At 68.9% G+C, this 15,480-nt stretch carries 16 protein-coding genes; 12 read left to right on the forward strand and 4 right to left on the reverse strand.

What is annotated here, in order from left to right:
* Positions 1–20 precede the first annotated feature (20 nt).
* Positions 21–839 carry a DUF6597 domain-containing transcriptional factor gene (locus tag ACFV9C_RS17260; protein WP_380194679.1) on the reverse strand — a complete coding sequence of 273 codons (819 nt, stop codon included), beginning with the start codon at positions 837–839 and terminating at the stop codon, positions 21–23.
* 57 nt (positions 840–896) lie between these two features.
* Here ACFV9C_RS17260 and ACFV9C_RS17265 point away from each other — a divergent pair, with 57 nt between their 5' ends.
* Both ACFV9C_RS17265 and ACFV9C_RS17270 read left to right on the forward strand, forming a co-directional pair.
* Positions 897–1,382 (forward strand): VOC family protein, encoded by a 486-nt coding sequence (locus ACFV9C_RS17265; RefSeq protein WP_380194680.1) that lies wholly within the window; start codon positions 897–899, stop codon positions 1,380–1,382.
* 301 nt (positions 1,383–1,683) lie between these two features.
* Positions 1,684–2,964, forward strand: coding sequence for an adenylosuccinate synthase (locus tag ACFV9C_RS17270; RefSeq protein WP_380194682.1), 1,281 nt, complete (start codon positions 1,684–1,686; stop codon positions 2,962–2,964).
* A 20-nt stretch (positions 2,965–2,984) separates the two neighbouring features.
* On the opposite strand, the gene ACFV9C_RS17275 is transcribed toward ACFV9C_RS17270, so the two are convergent.
* Positions 2,985–4,862 carry a protein kinase gene (locus ACFV9C_RS17275; protein WP_380194683.1) on the reverse strand — a complete coding sequence of 626 codons (1,878 nt, stop codon included), beginning with the start codon at positions 4,860–4,862 and terminating at the stop codon, positions 2,985–2,987.
* Positions 4,863–4,962: 100 nt separating this feature from the next.
* On the opposite strand from ACFV9C_RS17275, the gene ACFV9C_RS17280 reads away from it, so the two are divergent.
* A complete protein-coding gene (locus ACFV9C_RS17280) occupies positions 4,963–5,418 on the forward strand; it encodes a DJ-1/PfpI family protein (RefSeq protein WP_380194685.1) in 456 nt (151 codons plus the stop codon).
* On the opposite strand, the gene ACFV9C_RS17285 is transcribed toward ACFV9C_RS17280, so the two are convergent.
* A complete protein-coding gene (locus tag ACFV9C_RS17285; protein WP_380194687.1) occupies positions 5,407–6,108 on the reverse strand; it encodes an SDR family oxidoreductase in 702 nt (233 codons plus the stop codon). The two genes, ACFV9C_RS17280 and ACFV9C_RS17285, sit on opposite strands and share 12 nt — an antisense overlap.
* Before the next feature lie 88 nt (positions 6,109–6,196).
* Between ACFV9C_RS17285 and ACFV9C_RS17290 the strand changes: the two genes are divergently transcribed.
* The 3 genes from ACFV9C_RS17290 (at position 6,197) to ACFV9C_RS17300 (ending at position 8,518) form a co-directional block, all read left to right on the forward strand.
* Positions 6,197–6,781: a TetR/AcrR family transcriptional regulator gene (locus ACFV9C_RS17290; protein WP_380194688.1), complete on the forward strand. Its 585-nt coding sequence runs from the start codon at positions 6,197–6,199 to the stop codon at positions 6,779–6,781.
* 45 nt (positions 6,782–6,826) lie between these two features.
* Complete coding sequence (locus tag ACFV9C_RS17295) at positions 6,827–7,222, forward strand: PPOX class F420-dependent oxidoreductase (protein WP_380194690.1); 396 nt, start codon at positions 6,827–6,829, stop codon at positions 7,220–7,222.
* 126 nt (positions 7,223–7,348) lie between these two features.
* On the forward strand, positions 7,349–8,518 hold the full coding sequence (locus ACFV9C_RS17300; RefSeq protein WP_380194691.1) for an alginate lyase family protein: 1,170 nt from the start codon (positions 7,349–7,351) through the stop codon (positions 8,516–8,518).
* On the opposite strand, the gene ACFV9C_RS17305 is transcribed toward ACFV9C_RS17300, so the two are convergent.
* Positions 8,515–9,321: a siderophore-interacting protein gene (locus tag ACFV9C_RS17305; protein ID WP_380194693.1), complete on the reverse strand. Its 807-nt coding sequence runs from the start codon at positions 9,319–9,321 to the stop codon at positions 8,515–8,517. The two genes, ACFV9C_RS17300 and ACFV9C_RS17305, sit on opposite strands and share 4 nt — an antisense overlap.
* Positions 9,322–9,434: 113 nt before the next feature.
* Here ACFV9C_RS17305 and ACFV9C_RS17310 point away from each other — a divergent pair, with 113 nt between their 5' ends.
* Genes ACFV9C_RS17310 through ACFV9C_RS17335 form a run of 6 tightly spaced genes read left to right on the forward strand, consistent with a single transcriptional unit; the run spans position 9,435 to position 15,479 of the window.
* The gene (locus tag ACFV9C_RS17310) at positions 9,435–10,502 is read left to right on the forward strand and encodes a FecCD family ABC transporter permease (RefSeq protein ID WP_380194694.1); all 1,068 of its coding nucleotides are present in this window, start codon (positions 9,435–9,437) and stop codon (positions 10,500–10,502) included.
* Positions 10,499–11,536, forward strand: coding sequence for a FecCD family ABC transporter permease (locus ACFV9C_RS17315; protein WP_380194695.1), 1,038 nt, complete (start codon positions 10,499–10,501; stop codon positions 11,534–11,536). The genes ACFV9C_RS17310 and ACFV9C_RS17315 overlap by 4 nt, the downstream gene beginning before the upstream one ends.
* A 1-nt stretch (position 11,537) precedes the next feature.
* Positions 11,538–12,443, forward strand: a complete 906-nt coding sequence (locus ACFV9C_RS17320) for an ABC transporter ATP-binding protein (RefSeq protein ID WP_380194697.1) — start codon at positions 11,538–11,540, stop codon at positions 12,441–12,443.
* Between the two features lie 8 nt (positions 12,444–12,451).
* The gene (locus ACFV9C_RS17325) at positions 12,452–13,456 is read left to right on the forward strand and encodes an ABC transporter substrate-binding protein (protein WP_380194698.1); all 1,005 of its coding nucleotides are present in this window, start codon (positions 12,452–12,454) and stop codon (positions 13,454–13,456) included.
* A 44-nt stretch (positions 13,457–13,500) separates the two neighbouring features.
* Positions 13,501–14,439, forward strand: a complete 939-nt coding sequence (locus tag ACFV9C_RS17330; protein ID WP_380195498.1) for a FecCD family ABC transporter permease — start codon at positions 13,501–13,503, stop codon at positions 14,437–14,439.
* Positions 14,436–15,479, forward strand: coding sequence for a FecCD family ABC transporter permease (locus ACFV9C_RS17335; RefSeq protein WP_380194700.1), 1,044 nt, complete (start codon positions 14,436–14,438; stop codon positions 15,477–15,479). Before ACFV9C_RS17330 ends, ACFV9C_RS17335 begins: the two co-directional genes overlap by 4 nt.
* Position 15,480 lies beyond the last annotated feature (1 nt).

Raw genomic sequence — 15,480 nt, forward strand, 5'->3', positions numbered from 1 at the left:
AGTCAAGGAGACCGTGAAGCTCAGCGGTAGGTGACCTGGCGTTCGGCGGCGGCTCGGGCCGCGTACTCTGCTGGGGTGAGGCCGATCTGCTGCTTGAACTCCTTGGAGAAGTGCGCCTGGTCGAAGTAGCCGAGTGACGCGGACAGGTCCGCCAGCTCGGCGACCTCGCCCTTGGCCAGCAGTTCCGCGCCGTCGTGCAGCCGGTACCGGCGGAGCACCCACTTGGGGCCGACGCCGACGTACCGCCGGAACAGCCGTTGCAGGGTGCGGATCGGTACGTCGAAGCGCTCGGTGATCTCGTCCACGCGGGCCACCGAGCGGTCGGCGGCCATCGCCGACACGATCTCCCGGACCAGCTCGTACGACGGATCCGGCGGAGCCAGGTGGTCGCGCAGGAACGCCTCGAACACCGCGCGCCGCCGTACGTCGGACTCGGCCTCGAACACCAGGTCCGCGAGCCGGTCGCCGTCCGGGAAGACCGCGGTCAACGGCAGCACCTCGTCGCGGAACGAGCCCACGTCCAGCCCGGTGATCGCCCCGAACCCGCCGGCCCAGAACTTCACCCCGAACGCCAGCCCGCGCCCGGACAGCTCACGCTCGAACTTCCGCGTGCAGACCCCGTTCACGAACGCCCCGCCCGGCTGCTCGAACGTCACGTTCACGGCCGGGAACGGCAGCACCTCAGCCGTGTAAGGCGCATCCAGGTCCCATTCGACGATCCAGTACCACTCCACGAACCGCCCGGCGTCCGGCCCTGGTGCGAGCCTGCTGAGTGAACGATGCCGAGCCTGCTCGCGGGGGTGCAGGATGCCCTTCTCACTGTCGGCTGGGTGGGTCAAGGCTCCCTGTCGCTTTCTTACAAGACCGGCAAGGCACCCAGCTTGTTGACTGGGGGCATGACGAACACGGTAAACCCCATCCCCGACGGTTATCACTCGCTGGCCCCGTACCTGGCGGTCGCGGACGGTGCGAAGGCGATCGAGTTCTACCAGCAGGTGTTCGGCGCCGAGGTGGTCAGCCGGCAGGACATGCCGGACGGGCGGGTCGGGCAGGCCGAGCTGCGGTTCGGCGACTCGATGCTGCAGCTCAGCGACGAGATGCCGCAGATCGGGCTGCGGGCGCCGAACGGCGAGTGGGTGCACTCGTCGCTGGTGCACTACGTGCCGGACGTGGACGCCACGTACGCGAAGGCGATCGAGGCCGGGGCGACGTCGGTGGCCGAGGTGCAGACGTTCATGACCGGGGACCGGTTCGGGACGGTGATCGACCCGTTCGGGCACCGCTGGGCGATCCTCACGAAGGTGGAGGACGTCACACCCGAGGAAGCCGACCGGCGGGTGAAGGAGTGGCTCGCCAGTAACCCCGAAGAGCTCAGCGAATGAGCCTGTCTTCCTCGAGAACGAGGAAGCGGCCCGCCGGAACCGTCCCCTGCGGCAGTTTCGGCGGGCCGCTGACTAAGAGTGTGCACGTGATCACGGAAATTGGCAACCCATCAGCTGAGTGAACAATGAGTTCGGAGGTTGTGGACAGGCCCGAAACCCAGCAGCCCCGTTCCGGTAGGCTTTGGTCGCAAGAGCCTGGATGCGTTGCCGGATGAACGTCCGGTGAACGTCTCCGGGCTTCACCGTTTCCAGTACCGGCCGCCACGGGGTGTGAGGCTGGTGCGTGATGAGGAGGGCTGAGATGCCCGCAATCGTGCTCGTCGGCGCCCAGTGGGGCGATGAGGGCAAAGGCAAGGCGACCGATCTGCTCGGCAACACGGGCGAGGTCATCGACTACGTGGTGAAGTTCAACGGCGGCAACAACGCCGGCCACACGGTCGTGATCGGGTCCGAGAAGTACGCGCTGCACCTGCTCCCGAGCGGCATCCTCACACCGGGCGTCACGCCGGTGATCGGCAACGGGGTCGTGGTCGACCTCAGCGTGCTGTTCGAGGAGCTCGACGCGCTGCAGGCGCGCGGGGTGGACACGTCACGGCTGCTGGTCAGCGCGAGCGCGCACGTGATCCCGCCGTACAACCGGACCCTCGACAAGGTCACCGAGCGGTTCCTCGGCAGCCGCAAGATCGGTACGACGGGGCGCGGGATCGGCCCGACGTACGCCGACAAGATGAACCGGATCGGGATCCGGATCCAGGACCTCTACGACGAGAAGATCCTCGAGCAGAAGGTCACCGGTGCGCTGGAGCAGAAGAACCAGCTGCTGGTGAAGGTGTACAACCGGCGCGCGGTCGAGATCCGCGAGGTCCTCGACGAGTTGCTCGGGTATGCGGACCGCCTGAGGCCGATGGTCGCGGACACGGGCCTGCTGCTGAACCAGGCGCTCGACGACGGCAAGACCGTGCTGATGGAGGCCGGCCAGGCGACCCTGCTGGACGTCGACCACGGCACGTACCCGTTCGTCACCTCGTCGAACGCGATCTCCGCGGGCGCCTGCACCGGGACCGGTATCCCGCCGACCCGGATCGACCGCGTGATGGCGGTCGTGAAGGCGTACACCACGCGCGTCGGCGAAGGCCCGTTCCCGACCGAGCTGCTGGACGCGGACGGCGAGTGGCTGCGTACCCAGGGCGCCGAGTTCGGCGTCACCACCGGCCGCCCGCGGCGCTGCGGCTGGTACGACTCGGTGATCGCCCGGTACGCCGCCCGCGTGAACGGCGTCTCGGACTTCGTGCTGACCAAGCTCGACACGTTGACCGGCCGCGGGCGGATCCCGGTCTGCGTCGCCTACGACGTGAACGGCGTCCGGCACGACGAGATGCCGATGACCCAGACCGAGTTCCACCACGCGGTCCCGGTCTACGAGGAGTTCGACGGCTGGTCGGACGACATCACCGGCTGCCGTTCGTTCGACGACCTGCCGAAGGAGGCGCAGACCTACGTGCGCGCGGTCGAGTCGCTGAGCGGGGCCCGGATCTCCGCGATCGGTGTCGGCCCGGAGCGCAGCCAGATCGTCCAGCTGTAACGCCGCCGGCCTCCCCGTTGTCAGTTGCCGATGACGGGGAGGTCGCGGATGAACGGTGCGTTGCGGAGGTCGCCGAGCGTCGGGCGCTGGATGTTCGGGGTCTCGATCGGCTTCCGTGCCCACGCGGCGCCCTTGCCCTGCGTGGCCTGGTAGAACGTGAACGCGCCGATCGCCAGCAGTACGACGGCCATCAGCCCGGAGACCCAGTGCGCCCGGAACGTGTTGCGCGCTGTGATGTGCGCGCCGCGGCGCAGCGAGCTGCCGCCGGGGCCCCACCAGGAGCAGAACAGCGCGGTCAGGGCCGCCGTACCGAAGCCGATCGCGGACAGCGGCTGCCAGTCGAGGCCGTGCGCCGAGGCGGCGATGCCGGTGACGATGCCGCCCACGACGACCGCAGTCAGCAGCGGCAGGATCAGGCAGGGCAGTGTGATCAGTACGGCGGTGGCGAACTGCAGCGGGCTGGCCGCGGCCGCGACGACACCGTCGGACTTGCCGGACCGGCCGCGGACCTGACGGCGTCGCATGAGCGCGGTACTCGACCGGTCGACGGTTCGCGCCAGCACCAGCAGGATGATCGCGACGGCCGCGCCGAAGCCGGGCGTCAACGCGATCAGCCCGCTCAGCGCGACCATGAAGCCGATGATGACCGCCGTACGGCGACCCGTTGGCGGCGACTTGACCGGCTTCTCGGGCTGCATCGGCGCCGGCTGCGACGGCTGCACGGGCATGGGCTGAGACGGCTGCTGGTACGGGACCGGCGGACCGCTCTGGTACGGCGCGGGCGCGTAGGGCCCAGGACCGTAAGGCCCGTAAGGCTGTTGGGCGTACGGCGCGGCCGCGTACGGTGCCGGCTCGGCCACCGGAGGCTTGGAGGACAGCTTGTCCCGGAGCGGGGCGAACGCCGACAGCGGCGGTATCACCGACGGCACCAGCTCGGCCACCTGCGTCGGCGTTGGCTCCTCGGCCGGTGGCGCCACGGTCGGCATGAGTTTCGTGACCAGCCTGGTCGGCGGTACGGCGGCCACGGTCGGATCGGCATCGCCCTCCACCCGGGGCGGGAGCGCGTCGCGGCCCTCGGCGTACCGGCTGAGGCCTGTCATGATCTCGTCCTGCGTCGGACGGTCGGCCTTGTCGGGGCAGAGTGCTGCAGCGAGCAGGGACTTCAACCGCGGGTCCAGGCCATCCAGGTCGGCCTGTCCGGAGTGCACGCGCGCCAGCACGGCCTCGAACGGGCCCTTGCCGAACGGACGACGTCCGGTAGCGGCGAACGCCACGGTGGCCGCCCAGCCCCACCAGTCGGCGGACTGCGACACCATCTCACCCTCGATGAGCTCAGGCGCCAGGTAACCCGGCGTACCGATCACAAGACCCGTCTGGGTGAGCCGCAGGTCGTCGGCGGCCTGGGCGATGCCGAAGTCGATCATCACCGGCTTGCCGTTGCACATCATCACGTTGCCGGGCTTGAGGTCGCGGTGGATCACACCGGCCGCGTGGATCGCCTGTAGCGACTCAGCCAGACAACCGGCGAGCGGGAGCCACTTACGCGGTGTCAGCGGGCCACGGTCGTCCACCTGCTCGTCCAACGGACGCCCAGGCACGAAGCGGGTCACCAGGTAGGGCTGTTCACCCTCGAGGTCGTGATCGAGGATGCCAGCCACGCCAGGGTGGTTGACCTTCTGCAGTGTGGTCGCTTCACGCTGCAACCGGGCCCGTGCGATCGGGTCGTGCGCCACGTGCGGCCGTAGCACCTTCAGCGCCACCTCTTGGCGCTCCGGCCCCTCGGCCAGGTACACGACGCCCATGCCGCCCTGTCCGAGCCGCCGGATCAGCCGGTACGGCCCGACCCGCTCCTCCACCTCCTCTTCACGGGTGGAAGGCGGTCCCCCTGAGACTGACATGGCATCTACGGTACGTCCCCGGCAGACCAGACAGTCCTGATGACCGCAGAGGTAACCGCCCGGCTCCAGTCTGTGCCCGAAGGTGGACGGGCCGGGTGAGGTGATTGGGCTGCAGTTCAAGGCGCCGGAGGGGCTGGGGGAGCCGGATGCGTTGTTCGTTCCTGGTGGTGGGTGGATGAATCGTGCGGAGAAGGGCAGTTGGGCCGAGGCGCGGCGTGGGGTGATGACGGCGCGGATCGCGGCGCTGGCGCCGTCGTTGCGCTGGATCGGCTCGGTGTGTACCGGGTCGATGCTGCTCGCCGAGGCCGGCCTCGTGAAAGGCAGGCCGGCCACGACAAACCGCGGTGCGTGGGCGGAGCTGGAGGAGTTCGGTGCCGAGCTGAAGACCAATCGCGTCGTCGACGACGGCACGCTGATCACCGCGGGTGGCGTGACATCCGGGATCGACATGGCGCTGTACGTCGTGGAGCGCGAACTTGGCGCCGACATCGCCGACGGGATCGCGGGTGCCATGGAGTACACCCGCGACCGGGACGTCTACGTGTCAGCGAACTAGCTCCGGATAGACGGCCGTCAGGTCGCCGGAGATCGCGGCCTTCGCGGTGCGGGCGGTGTCGTCGGCGAGGACCTCGTACGCGCCGCTCTCGATGCCGTCCAGGGCGGCCTTCGCGATGTCCTGTGGGCGGGACTTCGGGGCGGTCACGGCCGTCACCATCTCGGTGTCGACGTACCCCATGTGCAGGCCGGTGACACCGATGTTGCGGTCCAGCAGCTCCAGGCGGATGGCGTTGGTCTGCAGCCAGAACGCGGCCTTGGTGGCGGAGTACGCGCCGTGCCGGGCGACCCAGGACAGTGCCGAGTGCGCGTTCAGGATGTGGCCGCCGCCGTTCCGCTCGATGATCGGGACGAACGCGCGGGTGAGCTGCAGCGGGCCGAAGAAGTTCGCGTCGAAGACCGCGCGGACTTCGTCGATCGAGCTGTCCAGGTAGCTGTCCGGCGAACTGGCGCCGGCGTTGTTGATCAGCACCGTGACGTCCGGCGCAGCCGCGGCGAGCGCGTCGATCGACGCCTGGTCGGTGACCTCGAGCGACAGCGGGACGACCCGTGGGTCGCTGCTCGGCTTCGGGTCGCGGGCGGTCGCGTACACCTTCGCGACGCCGCGGGTCAGCAGGTCGTCGACGATCGCGCGGCCGATCCCGCGCTGCCCGCCGGTGACCAGGACGACGGCGCCTTCGAGTGATGTCATCGGGAACTCCTCAGAGGAAACTGATCTGTTTCCGCTACCGTAAACCGATCGGTTTCTGATTTCAAATCCAGCCGGTACCCTCGAAGGCATGAGCACTTCCGCGACTCCCCGTGAACGGCTGCTGGACGCCGCGGGCGAACTCTTCTACCGCGACGGCGTCAACATCGGAGTGGACGCGCTCTGCAAGGCGGCCGGGGTGTCGAAGAAGTCGATGTACCAGCTGTTCCGGTCGAAGGACGAGCTGATCGCGGAGAGCCTGGCGAGCCGGGGGCCGGGGTATCAGACGATGGTGCGTCCGGGGGCGGAGGACGAGCGGTCGCCGCGGGAGCGGATCCTCACCGTGTTCGAGCGCCAGGACGCGATGGTGGCTGAGGGCAACTACCTTGGCTGTCCGTACGTGAGTACGGCGGTGGAGCTGAAGAACCCGGAGCACCCGGGGTCCGTGGTCGCGCGGTACTTCAAGCAGCAGCTCACCGACTTCTTCCACCGCGAGCTGGCGAAGGCCGGTGCTGAGGATCCGGCCACGCTGGCGATCCAGCTGACGATGATCTTCGACGGCGCGAGCGCCCGCGCGGTCGTCCGGGCGCAGCCACTCGGCGGCATCGGCGCCGCGACCGCCGCCGCCCTCCTGGACGCCGCCGGCATCCGCACCCCAGAACTCGCCCTGCACTGATCCCATGCGGCGGGCTGGTCCTGGATGGGGCTAAGGTCTGGCGGCGTGGAGATTCCGGGTGACTTCCATGACCTGTTGTCTTCGACGGCGGTCGCGATGGTGGGGACGATCGGCAGGCGTGGCGAGCCGCAGGTGACGCCGTTGTGGTTCCTGTGGGACGGCGAGCGGGTGCGCTTCAGCCTGGTCGAGGGGCGGCAGAAGCTCCGCAACCTGCGGCGCAATCCGGCGATCTCGGTGGTGGTCGTCGACCCGGCCAGGCCGACGTACTACCTCGAGCTGCGCGGCCGGATCGACGACCTGGTGGCGGATCCCGAGCTGGCCCTGGAGCAGGCCGTCGCCCGGAAGTACGTCGGCGAGTGGACCGACGTCGAGCCGCCGGGCACGACGCGGTACGCGACCAGCGTGATCGTCGAGCGGATCACCAGCCAGCGCGGGCACTGATGGGACAAAACCGCCTTTTGTTCCAGTGAGTTCCGGTACCGGCGGGGTCTTGACCCTGGTCGTCGTACGTCGTGAAACTGCCGTGGAAACCGCTGTCCTACCGCCCCCGAAGACAGGACACCGCCCATGCGAAAGCTCTCCCTCGTCCTGGCCGCAGCGTTGCTGGCCGGGACCCTCACCAGTCCGGCCGCACAGGCCGCGGACGCACCCGCGACGTTCACCCATCCCGGTGTCGGCGTCAGCCAGGCCCAGCTCGACTTTGTCCGCGCCAAGGTGCAGACCGGCGCCCAACCGTGGACCGACGCCTTCAACCAGGCCAAGAGCAGCTCCTACGCGTCCCTCTCGCGTACGCCGAAACCGCGCGCGGTCGTGGAGTGCGGTCCGTACTCCAACCCGAACTACGGCTGCACCGACGAGCGTGAGGACGCGATCGCGGCGTACACCGACGCCCTGCTCTGGTACCTCACCAGGGACGACCGTTACGCGCAGAAGTCGATCCAGTTGATGGACGCGTGGTCGGCGACCATCCAGGACCACACGAACAGCAATGCACCGTTGCAGACCGCCTGGGCCGCGTCGTCGTGGCCGAAGGCCGCGGAGATCATCAAGTACGAGTACGGCAACTGGCCGAACGCGGGACGCTTCGCCACCATGCTCAGGAACGTCTACGTACCGAAGATCATCAACGGCTCGAACTCCAACGGGAACTGGGAGTTGAGCATGACCGAGGCCCTGCAGGGTATTGGCGTGTTCCTGGAGGACAAGGCGATCTACGACAAGGCGATCGCGCTCTACCGGCTGCGGGTGCCGGCGTACGTGTATCTGGAGTCGGACGGTGCGCTGCCGAAGACCGTACCGAGTCAGAACCTCAACACCCGCGACAAGATCGTCAGCTACTGGCAGGGCCAGGGAACGTTCGTCACCGGGCTGACGCAGGAGACGTGCCGCGACTTCACGCACACCGGCTACGGCATCTCCTCGATCTCGCACGTGCTGGAGACGGCCCGCATCCAGGGCGTCGACATGTACCCCGAGTTCGGTGAGCGGTTGCGGCAGGCGCTCGGTTTCCAGTCCAAGTGGGAACGCAACCTGGAGCCCGTGCCGTCCTGGCTCTGCAATGGCACGCTCAACAGGGGCCTCGGTCCGATCACCGAGGTGGGCTACAACGCATTGCACACACGCCTGGGCATTGCGATGACGAACACGCAGGCCCTGACCGAGTCACGTCGTCCGGCTGGTTCCAACAACCTGTTCGTTGCCTGGGAGACCCTCACCCATGCGGAGAACCCGTCCTAGCAGTGCGCTTCGCCGCGCTTCCAGTAGCCCTGGAACGAGATGGCCGACTTCGGCATCCCGACAGCGTTCACGAGGTGACGGCGTACCTGTTTGATCATCGACGACTCACCGGCGACCCATGCGTAGTCCAGGTCGAACGGCAGCGCTGCTGACTTCACTGCGTCCACCAGGGATCCCTCAGTGACCCACGTGACGTCAGCAGCACCTGCCAATGGCCGTACGTCGGCCTTGGAAGGTACGGCGACGAAAACGGAGGCATGTACGCCGGCCGGAAGCTCCTCGAGGATTCCGGCGAGAGCCGGGAGCGCGGTCTCGTCCGCTACAAGCACCCGACGGACACTGGTCGCCGGTGGGATGTAGTCGACGCCGGAGTGCAGTAGGCCCTTCGGACTGGTCGTGTCGACCGCGAACGGCACCAGCAGCCCCACCTGGTCCCCTAGCTGCGCGGAGCTGACCCAGGCCGAGGCAGGGCCGTTCACACCGTGCAGAACGAACTCCACGTCCAGCTCGGCCACCTCGGGACGCAGTGCGCGCACGGTGTACGTCCGCATGATGAAACGCTCGTCGACGGGCTGGGCGCACCAGTCGGCGTACCACTCGGGCCCGGCGGGCAGCCGGATCGCGCTGCCGTTCGGCGGGGCGAGCAGGACCTTGATGCGCTGGTCCGGACCGGCCGTGACCGCCTCCGCGATCCGCGGTGCGACGAACGTCACGCGGCGCAGGTGCGGGCTCAGGTCGTCGACGGCCGCCACGGTGGCCAGCAGCGAGTCGAAGACGATCGGTCGCTCAAGCACAGTCGTCATGGGGAGGTTTCTCCATAAACTTCGCAGGGGGAGGGACGTGCGGACCCGACGGCGGTCGGGTTATGGTGAGTCGTCTAGAGGTTAGCCTTACCTAAGAGGATCCCGAAAGTCCAATGCCCCCGCCCACTGCCACGGCCGAATCCGGCCCGGAGACCGCTGCCCCGTCGCGCCCGCGCCGGACCCGGCGCGCCACGCTGGTCGCCGGCCTGCTCGGCTGCGCGGTCCTGCTGGTGCTGGTCTGCCTGCTCAGCATCGCGATCGGTTCCAAGCAGATTCCGCTGTCCACGGTGATCGATGCCCTGCGCCACTACAACGAGTCGAACACGGATCACGTGATCGTCCGGTCGCTGCGCGTGCCGCGGACCCTGATCGGGTTGCTGGTCGGTGCCGCGCTCGGGCTGTCCGGTGCGCTGATGCAGGGCGTCACCAGGAACCCGCTGGCCGATCCGGGCATCCTCGGGGTGAACGGCGGCGCCGCGCTGTTCGTTGTCGGCGGCATCTACTGGTTCGGGATGTCGTCGCTGACGTCGTACGTCTGGCTCGCGTTCGTCGGCGCGGCCGCGGCGTCGGTCGCGGTCTACCTGCTCGGCTCGATGGGCCGAGAGGGTGCGACGCCGGTGAAGCTCGCGCTCGCCGGTGCGGCGCTGACCGCGATGCTGGGGTCGTTGACGACGGCTTTGTTGATCGGCGACGTCGACACGTTCGACCAGTTCCGGTTCTGGTCGGTGGGGTCGTTCGCCGGCCGCGGTCCGGACGTCGCGAAGCAGGTGGCGCCGTTCATCCTGGTCGGGATCGTGCTGGCGCTGTTCTGCGGGCGGGTGCTGAACGCGTTGTCGCTGGGCGACGAGGTGGCGAAGTCGCTCGGGCAGCGGGTCGGACTGGCCCGCGCGTTCGTCGCGGTGGTCGTCGTACTGCTGGCCGGCGCGGCAACGGCGGCGGCCGGGCCGATCGGGTTCGTCGGGCTGACCATCCCGCACGTGGCGCGGCTGGTGACCGGTCCGGACTATCGGTGGATCCTGCCGTACTCCGCGCTGCTGGCGCCGATCCTGCTGCTCGGGTCGGACGTGATCGGCCGCGTCGTCGCGCTGCCGGGCGAACTGCAGGTCGGCATCGTGACCGCGGTCCTCGGTGCACCGTTCTTCATCGTGCTGGTACGCCGACGAAAGCTGGCGGATCTGTGACGGCTGAGGCAGTACAAGTCGTCGCAAGGGCCCGCGTCGCGCGGCAGACCCGGTCGTTGGTCGTCATCGTCGTACTTGCCGTCGTGGTGTTCGCGGTGCTCTGCGTCTCGTTGTCGCTGGGGGACTTCAAGATCCCCGTGGTCGACGTGGTGAAGACGCTGTTCGGCGGCGGGGACCACGCGACCGAGTTCATCGTGAACAAGCTTCGGTTGCCCAGGGCACTGACCGGGCTGCTGGTCGGCGCGGCGCTCGGGCTGTCCGGGGCGATCTTCCAGAACATCGCCCGGAACCCGCTGGCCAGCCCCGACATCATCGGCGTGACGTACGGCGCCAGCGCGTTCGCGGTGCTCGGGATCGTGACGCTCGGGCTGACGGGGGTCGCGGTGTCGGCGCTCGCGATCGCCGGCGCGGTGCTGACCGCGTTCCTGATGTACGTGCTCGCCTGGCGGCACGGGGTGTCGAGCTACCGGCTGATCCTGATCGGGATCGGCATCGGCGCGATCGCGACCAGCATCACGTCGTACCTGCTGACCAAGGCCCGGGTCGAGATCGCGCAGCAGGCGCTGGTCTGGCTGACCGGGAGCCTGAATGGGCGGGACTGGTCGAACGTCCGGTCGCTCGCGATCACGTTCGTCGTCCTGGTGCCGTGCATGGTGTTCCTGGTGCAGCAGTTGCGGATCCTGCAGCTCGGCGACGAGACGGCGTACGGGCTGGGGCTGCGGGTCGAGGTGTCGCGGCTCGGGCTGATCGTGATCGCCGTACTGCTCGCCGCGGTGGCGACGGCGGCGGCCGGGCCGATCGGGTTCGTGGCGTTCGTGGCGCCGCCGATCGCGCGCCGGCTGACCCGGTCGCCGGGGCCGGCGATGATCACGTCCGGTCTGCTCGGCGCGCTGGTGGTGGCGGTGTCGGACCTGGTCGCGCAGCACGCGTTCGGCGAGACGCAGCTGCCGGTCGGAGTGGTGACCGGCGTGGTGGGAGCGCCGTACCTGATGTTCCTGCTGGCCCGGGCCAACCGGGTCGGGAGTGGTGGCTGAGATGGAGGAGAAGTCCGTGGAACACAGCTTGGCCGCCGATGGTCTCGCGGTGGGGTACGACCAGCGCGAGATCATCCACGACCTGTCGGTGCGGATCCCGACCGGCAAGATCACGGTCATCGTCGGCGCCAACGCCTGCGGCAAGTCGACGCTGCTGAAGACACTGGCGCGGTTGCTGAAGCCGTCGCGCGGTTCGGTGCTGCTGGACGGGAAGAGCATCCAGCAGATCCCGACCCGCGAGGTGGCGACCAAGCTCGGGCTCCTGCCGCAGTCGCCGACCGCGCCGGAGGGGATCACGGTCGCGGACCTGGTCGGGCGTGGGCGGTACCCGCGGACCCGGTGGATCCGGCAGTGGTCCCGCGCCGACGACGAGGCGGTCGCGGCCGCGATGACGGCGACCGACGTACTGTCGATCGCGGACCGGCCGATCGACGAGTTGTCCGGCGGCCAGCGGCAGCGGGTGTGGATCGCGATGGCGCTCGCGCAGGAGACCGACATCCTGTTGCTGGACGAGCCAACGACGTTCCTCGACCTGACCCATCAGTTCGACGTCCTGGACCTGCTGGTCGACCTGAACAAGTCCGACGAGCGGACGATCGTGCTGGTGCTGCACGACCTCAACCAGGCCTGCCGGTTCGGCGACCACCTGATCGCGATGAAGGACGGCGCGATCGTTGCCGAGGGCAACCCGTCGGACGTGATCACCGAAGCGGTCGTCCAGGACGTGTTCGGCCTGGCCGTCAAGGTCGTACCGGACCCCGTCGCGGGCAGCCCGATGGTGGTCCCGATCGGCCGCCACACGACCCGGCAGGACACCGTTAGGAGCGACGCCGTCAGGAGCACCGCCGCGCAGGCGCTGGCCGCGTCGGCTGCGGCCGATGGCGTCTGCCGCCCCACCGAGCGATGAGGTCCGCCGTGAAAACAGTCGTGTGTCTGGTAGCTGCCGCCGCATTGCTGGCCGGGTGCTCGTCGGCCGAGGGCGGGACCCGCAATGAGGTGCAGGGCTCCGGCGACGGACCGACTGCCGCGCCCAGCAAGCTCGCGGACGGTATGGGATCGGACGTCGCGCAGGACGGTGTGTTCCCGCGGACCGTCAAGCACTTCAAGGGCAGTACGACGATCAAGGCCGCGCCGGTGCGGATCGCCGCACTGAGTACCGGGCAGCTGGACGACCTGTTGTCGCTCGGCATCGTCCCGATCGCGACGACCCGCGCGGTGAACGCCGGTCTCACGCCGACATACTTGACCACCGCCTTCCCGCAGTACAAGGCGAAGCTGGCCGCGATGACCGACGCCGGCACCCGGCAGGCGCCGAACCTGGAGACGCTGGCCACCGCCAAACCCGACCTGATCCTGGTGAACAACTCGCTCGGCGACCTGTACCCGAAGCTGGCGAAGATCGCGCCGACCGTGGTGACGGCCGGAAACGGCATCAACTGGAAGCGCGACCTGCTGCTCGTCGGCGCCGCGGTCGGCAAGGGCCAAGCCGCGCGGCACCTGGCAGACGGGATCGCCGCCGATGCCGCTGCGCGGGGCAAGGGCCTGAGCGGTACGACGGTGTCGATGGTGCGGTTCACGCCCGATCGGACGCGGATGTTCGGCGTCTCGTCGTTCACCGGGTCGATCGCGGTCGACATGGGGCTCGGGCGGCCCGAGTCGCAGCAGTTCCGGGCCATCTCGGAGGACGTCGGTTCGGAGAGCATCGACATTGCGGACGGCGACTGGATCTTCTACTCGGTGCAGGGCGATCCCGCGAAGACCGAAGCGGCGAGTGTGCTGGCCGGTCCGCTGTGGCAGTCGCTCAAGGCGGTCAAGGCCGGCCACGCGATCAAGGTCGACGACGACCCGTGGTACCTCAACGCGGGCCCGGCCGCCGCGCGTCTCGTCGTACAGCAGCTCGCTGAGCACCTGGGCGCGTGAGGTCTCGCATCTGGCTGGTGGCGGCACTTGCGCTGGTAGCGGCAGTGGCGGTACTCAGTCTCGCCGTTGGAACCAGGGCCGTGCCGTTGTCGGCAGTCATCGACGCCCTGTTCCACGGTGGCGACACTCGGGACGCGTTGGTCGTCAGGACGTTGCGGTTGCCACGGACAGAGGTCGGGCTGACAGCTGGTGCGGCCCTGGGGCTGGCTGGTGCAGTACTGCAGGCGGTCACGCGTAACCCGCTCGCCGATCCAGGGATCCTTGGGCTGAGCCAGGGAGCGGCGGCGGGCGTGGTGTTCGCGATCGCGTTCGGGCTGGCGAGTGGTTTCAGCGGGTACGTCTGGTTCGCGTTCGTCGGCGCTGTTGTCGCGGCCTGTCTCGTCTACGCGATCTCGTTACGAGGCCGTGGCGGCGCTTCACCGGTGAAGCTAGCTCTTGCCGGTACGGCGTTGTCGGCGATGGCCGCGGGCGCGACGACCGTCGTACTGACCTCCAGCTCCGCAACGCTCGACCAGTTCCGGTTCTGGCAGGTGGGGTCGCTGAGCGGGCGCGACACGGGGACCGTGGTGCGAATGCTGCCGTTCCTGGTCGTGGGAGCGGTCCTGGTACTGGCGTGCACGCCCGGGCTCGATGCTCTGGAACTTGGTGACGACACCGCCCGGGCGCTCGGCCATCGGGTACAGCTGGTGCGGGTATGTGCAGCGCTCGGGGCGACGCTGCTGACGGCTGCCGCGGTCGCTGCGGCCGGGCCGATCGCTTTCGTCGGGCTCGCCGTACCGCACCTGGCACGACGCCTCGTCACGAGCGGGCACCGGCGGGTGCTCCCGCTGTCCGCATTGCTCGGCGCTGCACTGCTACCGGCCGCTGACGTCCTCGGGCGCGTCGTACGGGCTCCGGCAGAGGTCCCTGCCGGCGTGATGACCGCCCTGGTCGGAATACCGGTGTTGGTGTTCCTGGTACGCCGGAAGGTGGCTGGGGCGTGACCGGACTACCAACCGGGACCGTAGTACTCCGGCCGCGGCCGCAGGTCTCGTTCCTGCTGCATCGGCGAGCGGCTGTTGTTGCTGGGGTGCTTCTACTAGTACTGCTCGTGGTGATGGCTGTTGCGGTCTGTGCTGGTCAGACGGTTGTCACGCCTGGAGAGGTGTGGCGGACCGTACGCAGCGGCAGCGGGCAGTACGACCTGGTCGTCAACGAGCTGCGGCTGCCACGCGTGGTTCTTGGTGCGTTGGTTGGCGGTGTGCTTGGTGTTGCCGGTGCACTGATCCAGACAGTCACCCGCAACCCGCTGGCCAGCCCGGACGTGATCGGCGTCGGCCATGGGGCAGCCGCCGCGACCGTGCTGACATTGACCGCGGGCGTTGCCTCGTCGGCGGGAGCGTTGCCGTTCGTTTCGGTCGCGGGCGGTCTGGCTGCGGCCACCATCGTGTACTTGCTCGCCTGGCGGCGCGGGATGCATGCGAACCGGTTCGTGCTGATCGGCGTGGGCATCGGGGTTGCACTGTCAGCCGTTGTGCAGCTCTACCTTGCTGACAGTCAGTTGGAGGCTGCCGAGCAGCTCAAGCTCTGGCTGACCGGAAGCCTGAACGGCCGCGGCTGGGCGCAGGCTGTACCGCTGGCAGTGGTACTGGTGCTGTGTTTACCCGGACTGGTCTGGGCCGGACGGGCAGTACGGCCACTAGGGCTCGACGACGACACCGCAGCTGGCCTGGGCGTCCGCGTGCAACGCAACCGGCTCGCCCTGACCGTTCTTGGAGTAGTCCTCGCCGCGACCGCGACAGGAGCCGCCGGGCCGATCGGGTTCATCGCCCTGACCGCTCCACAGCTCGCCCGCCGCATCACCCGTACGCCGCAGCTCCCGCTGCTCGGCTCCGCGCTGACAGGAGCCGTCGTACTGGTGGCTGCCGACCTGGCTGCTCGGACGGTGCTGCCTCCGGTGGAGATCCCGGTCGGAGCGCTGACCGCGCTCGTCGGTGCGCCGTACCTGCTGTGGCTCCTGGGGCGGGCCAACGAACGTCACTGAA

Origin of the sequence: Kribbella sp. NPDC059898 (assembly GCF_042730855.1) — a bacterium.
Taxonomy (GTDB): Bacteria; Actinomycetota; Actinomycetes; order Propionibacteriales; family Kribbellaceae; genus Kribbella.

Coding starts and splice junctions, on each gene's coding strand:
- ACFV9C_RS17265 (WP_380194680.1), top strand. CDS start 897: ATGACGAACACGGTAAACCCCATCCCCGACGGTTATCACTCGCTGGCC.
- ACFV9C_RS17285 (WP_380194687.1), bottom strand. CDS start 6,108: ATGACATCACTCGAAGGCGCCGTCGTCCTGGTCACCGGCGGGCAGCGC.
- ACFV9C_RS17320 (WP_380194697.1), top strand. CDS start 11,538: ATGGAGGAGAAGTCCGTGGAACACAGCTTGGCCGCCGATGGTCTCGCG.
- ACFV9C_RS17290 (WP_380194688.1), top strand. CDS start 6,197: ATGAGCACTTCCGCGACTCCCCGTGAACGGCTGCTGGACGCCGCGGGC.
- ACFV9C_RS17270 (WP_380194682.1), top strand. CDS start 1,684: ATGCCCGCAATCGTGCTCGTCGGCGCCCAGTGGGGCGATGAGGGCAAA.
- ACFV9C_RS17310 (WP_380194694.1), top strand. CDS start 9,435: ATGCCCCCGCCCACTGCCACGGCCGAATCCGGCCCGGAGACCGCTGCC.
- ACFV9C_RS17305 (WP_380194693.1), bottom strand. CDS start 9,321: ATGACGACTGTGCTTGAGCGACCGATCGTCTTCGACTCGCTGCTGGCC.
- ACFV9C_RS17275 (WP_380194683.1), bottom strand. CDS start 4,862: ATGTCAGTCTCAGGGGGACCGCCTTCCACCCGTGAAGAGGAGGTGGAG.
- ACFV9C_RS17300 (WP_380194691.1), top strand. CDS start 7,349: ATGCGAAAGCTCTCCCTCGTCCTGGCCGCAGCGTTGCTGGCCGGGACC.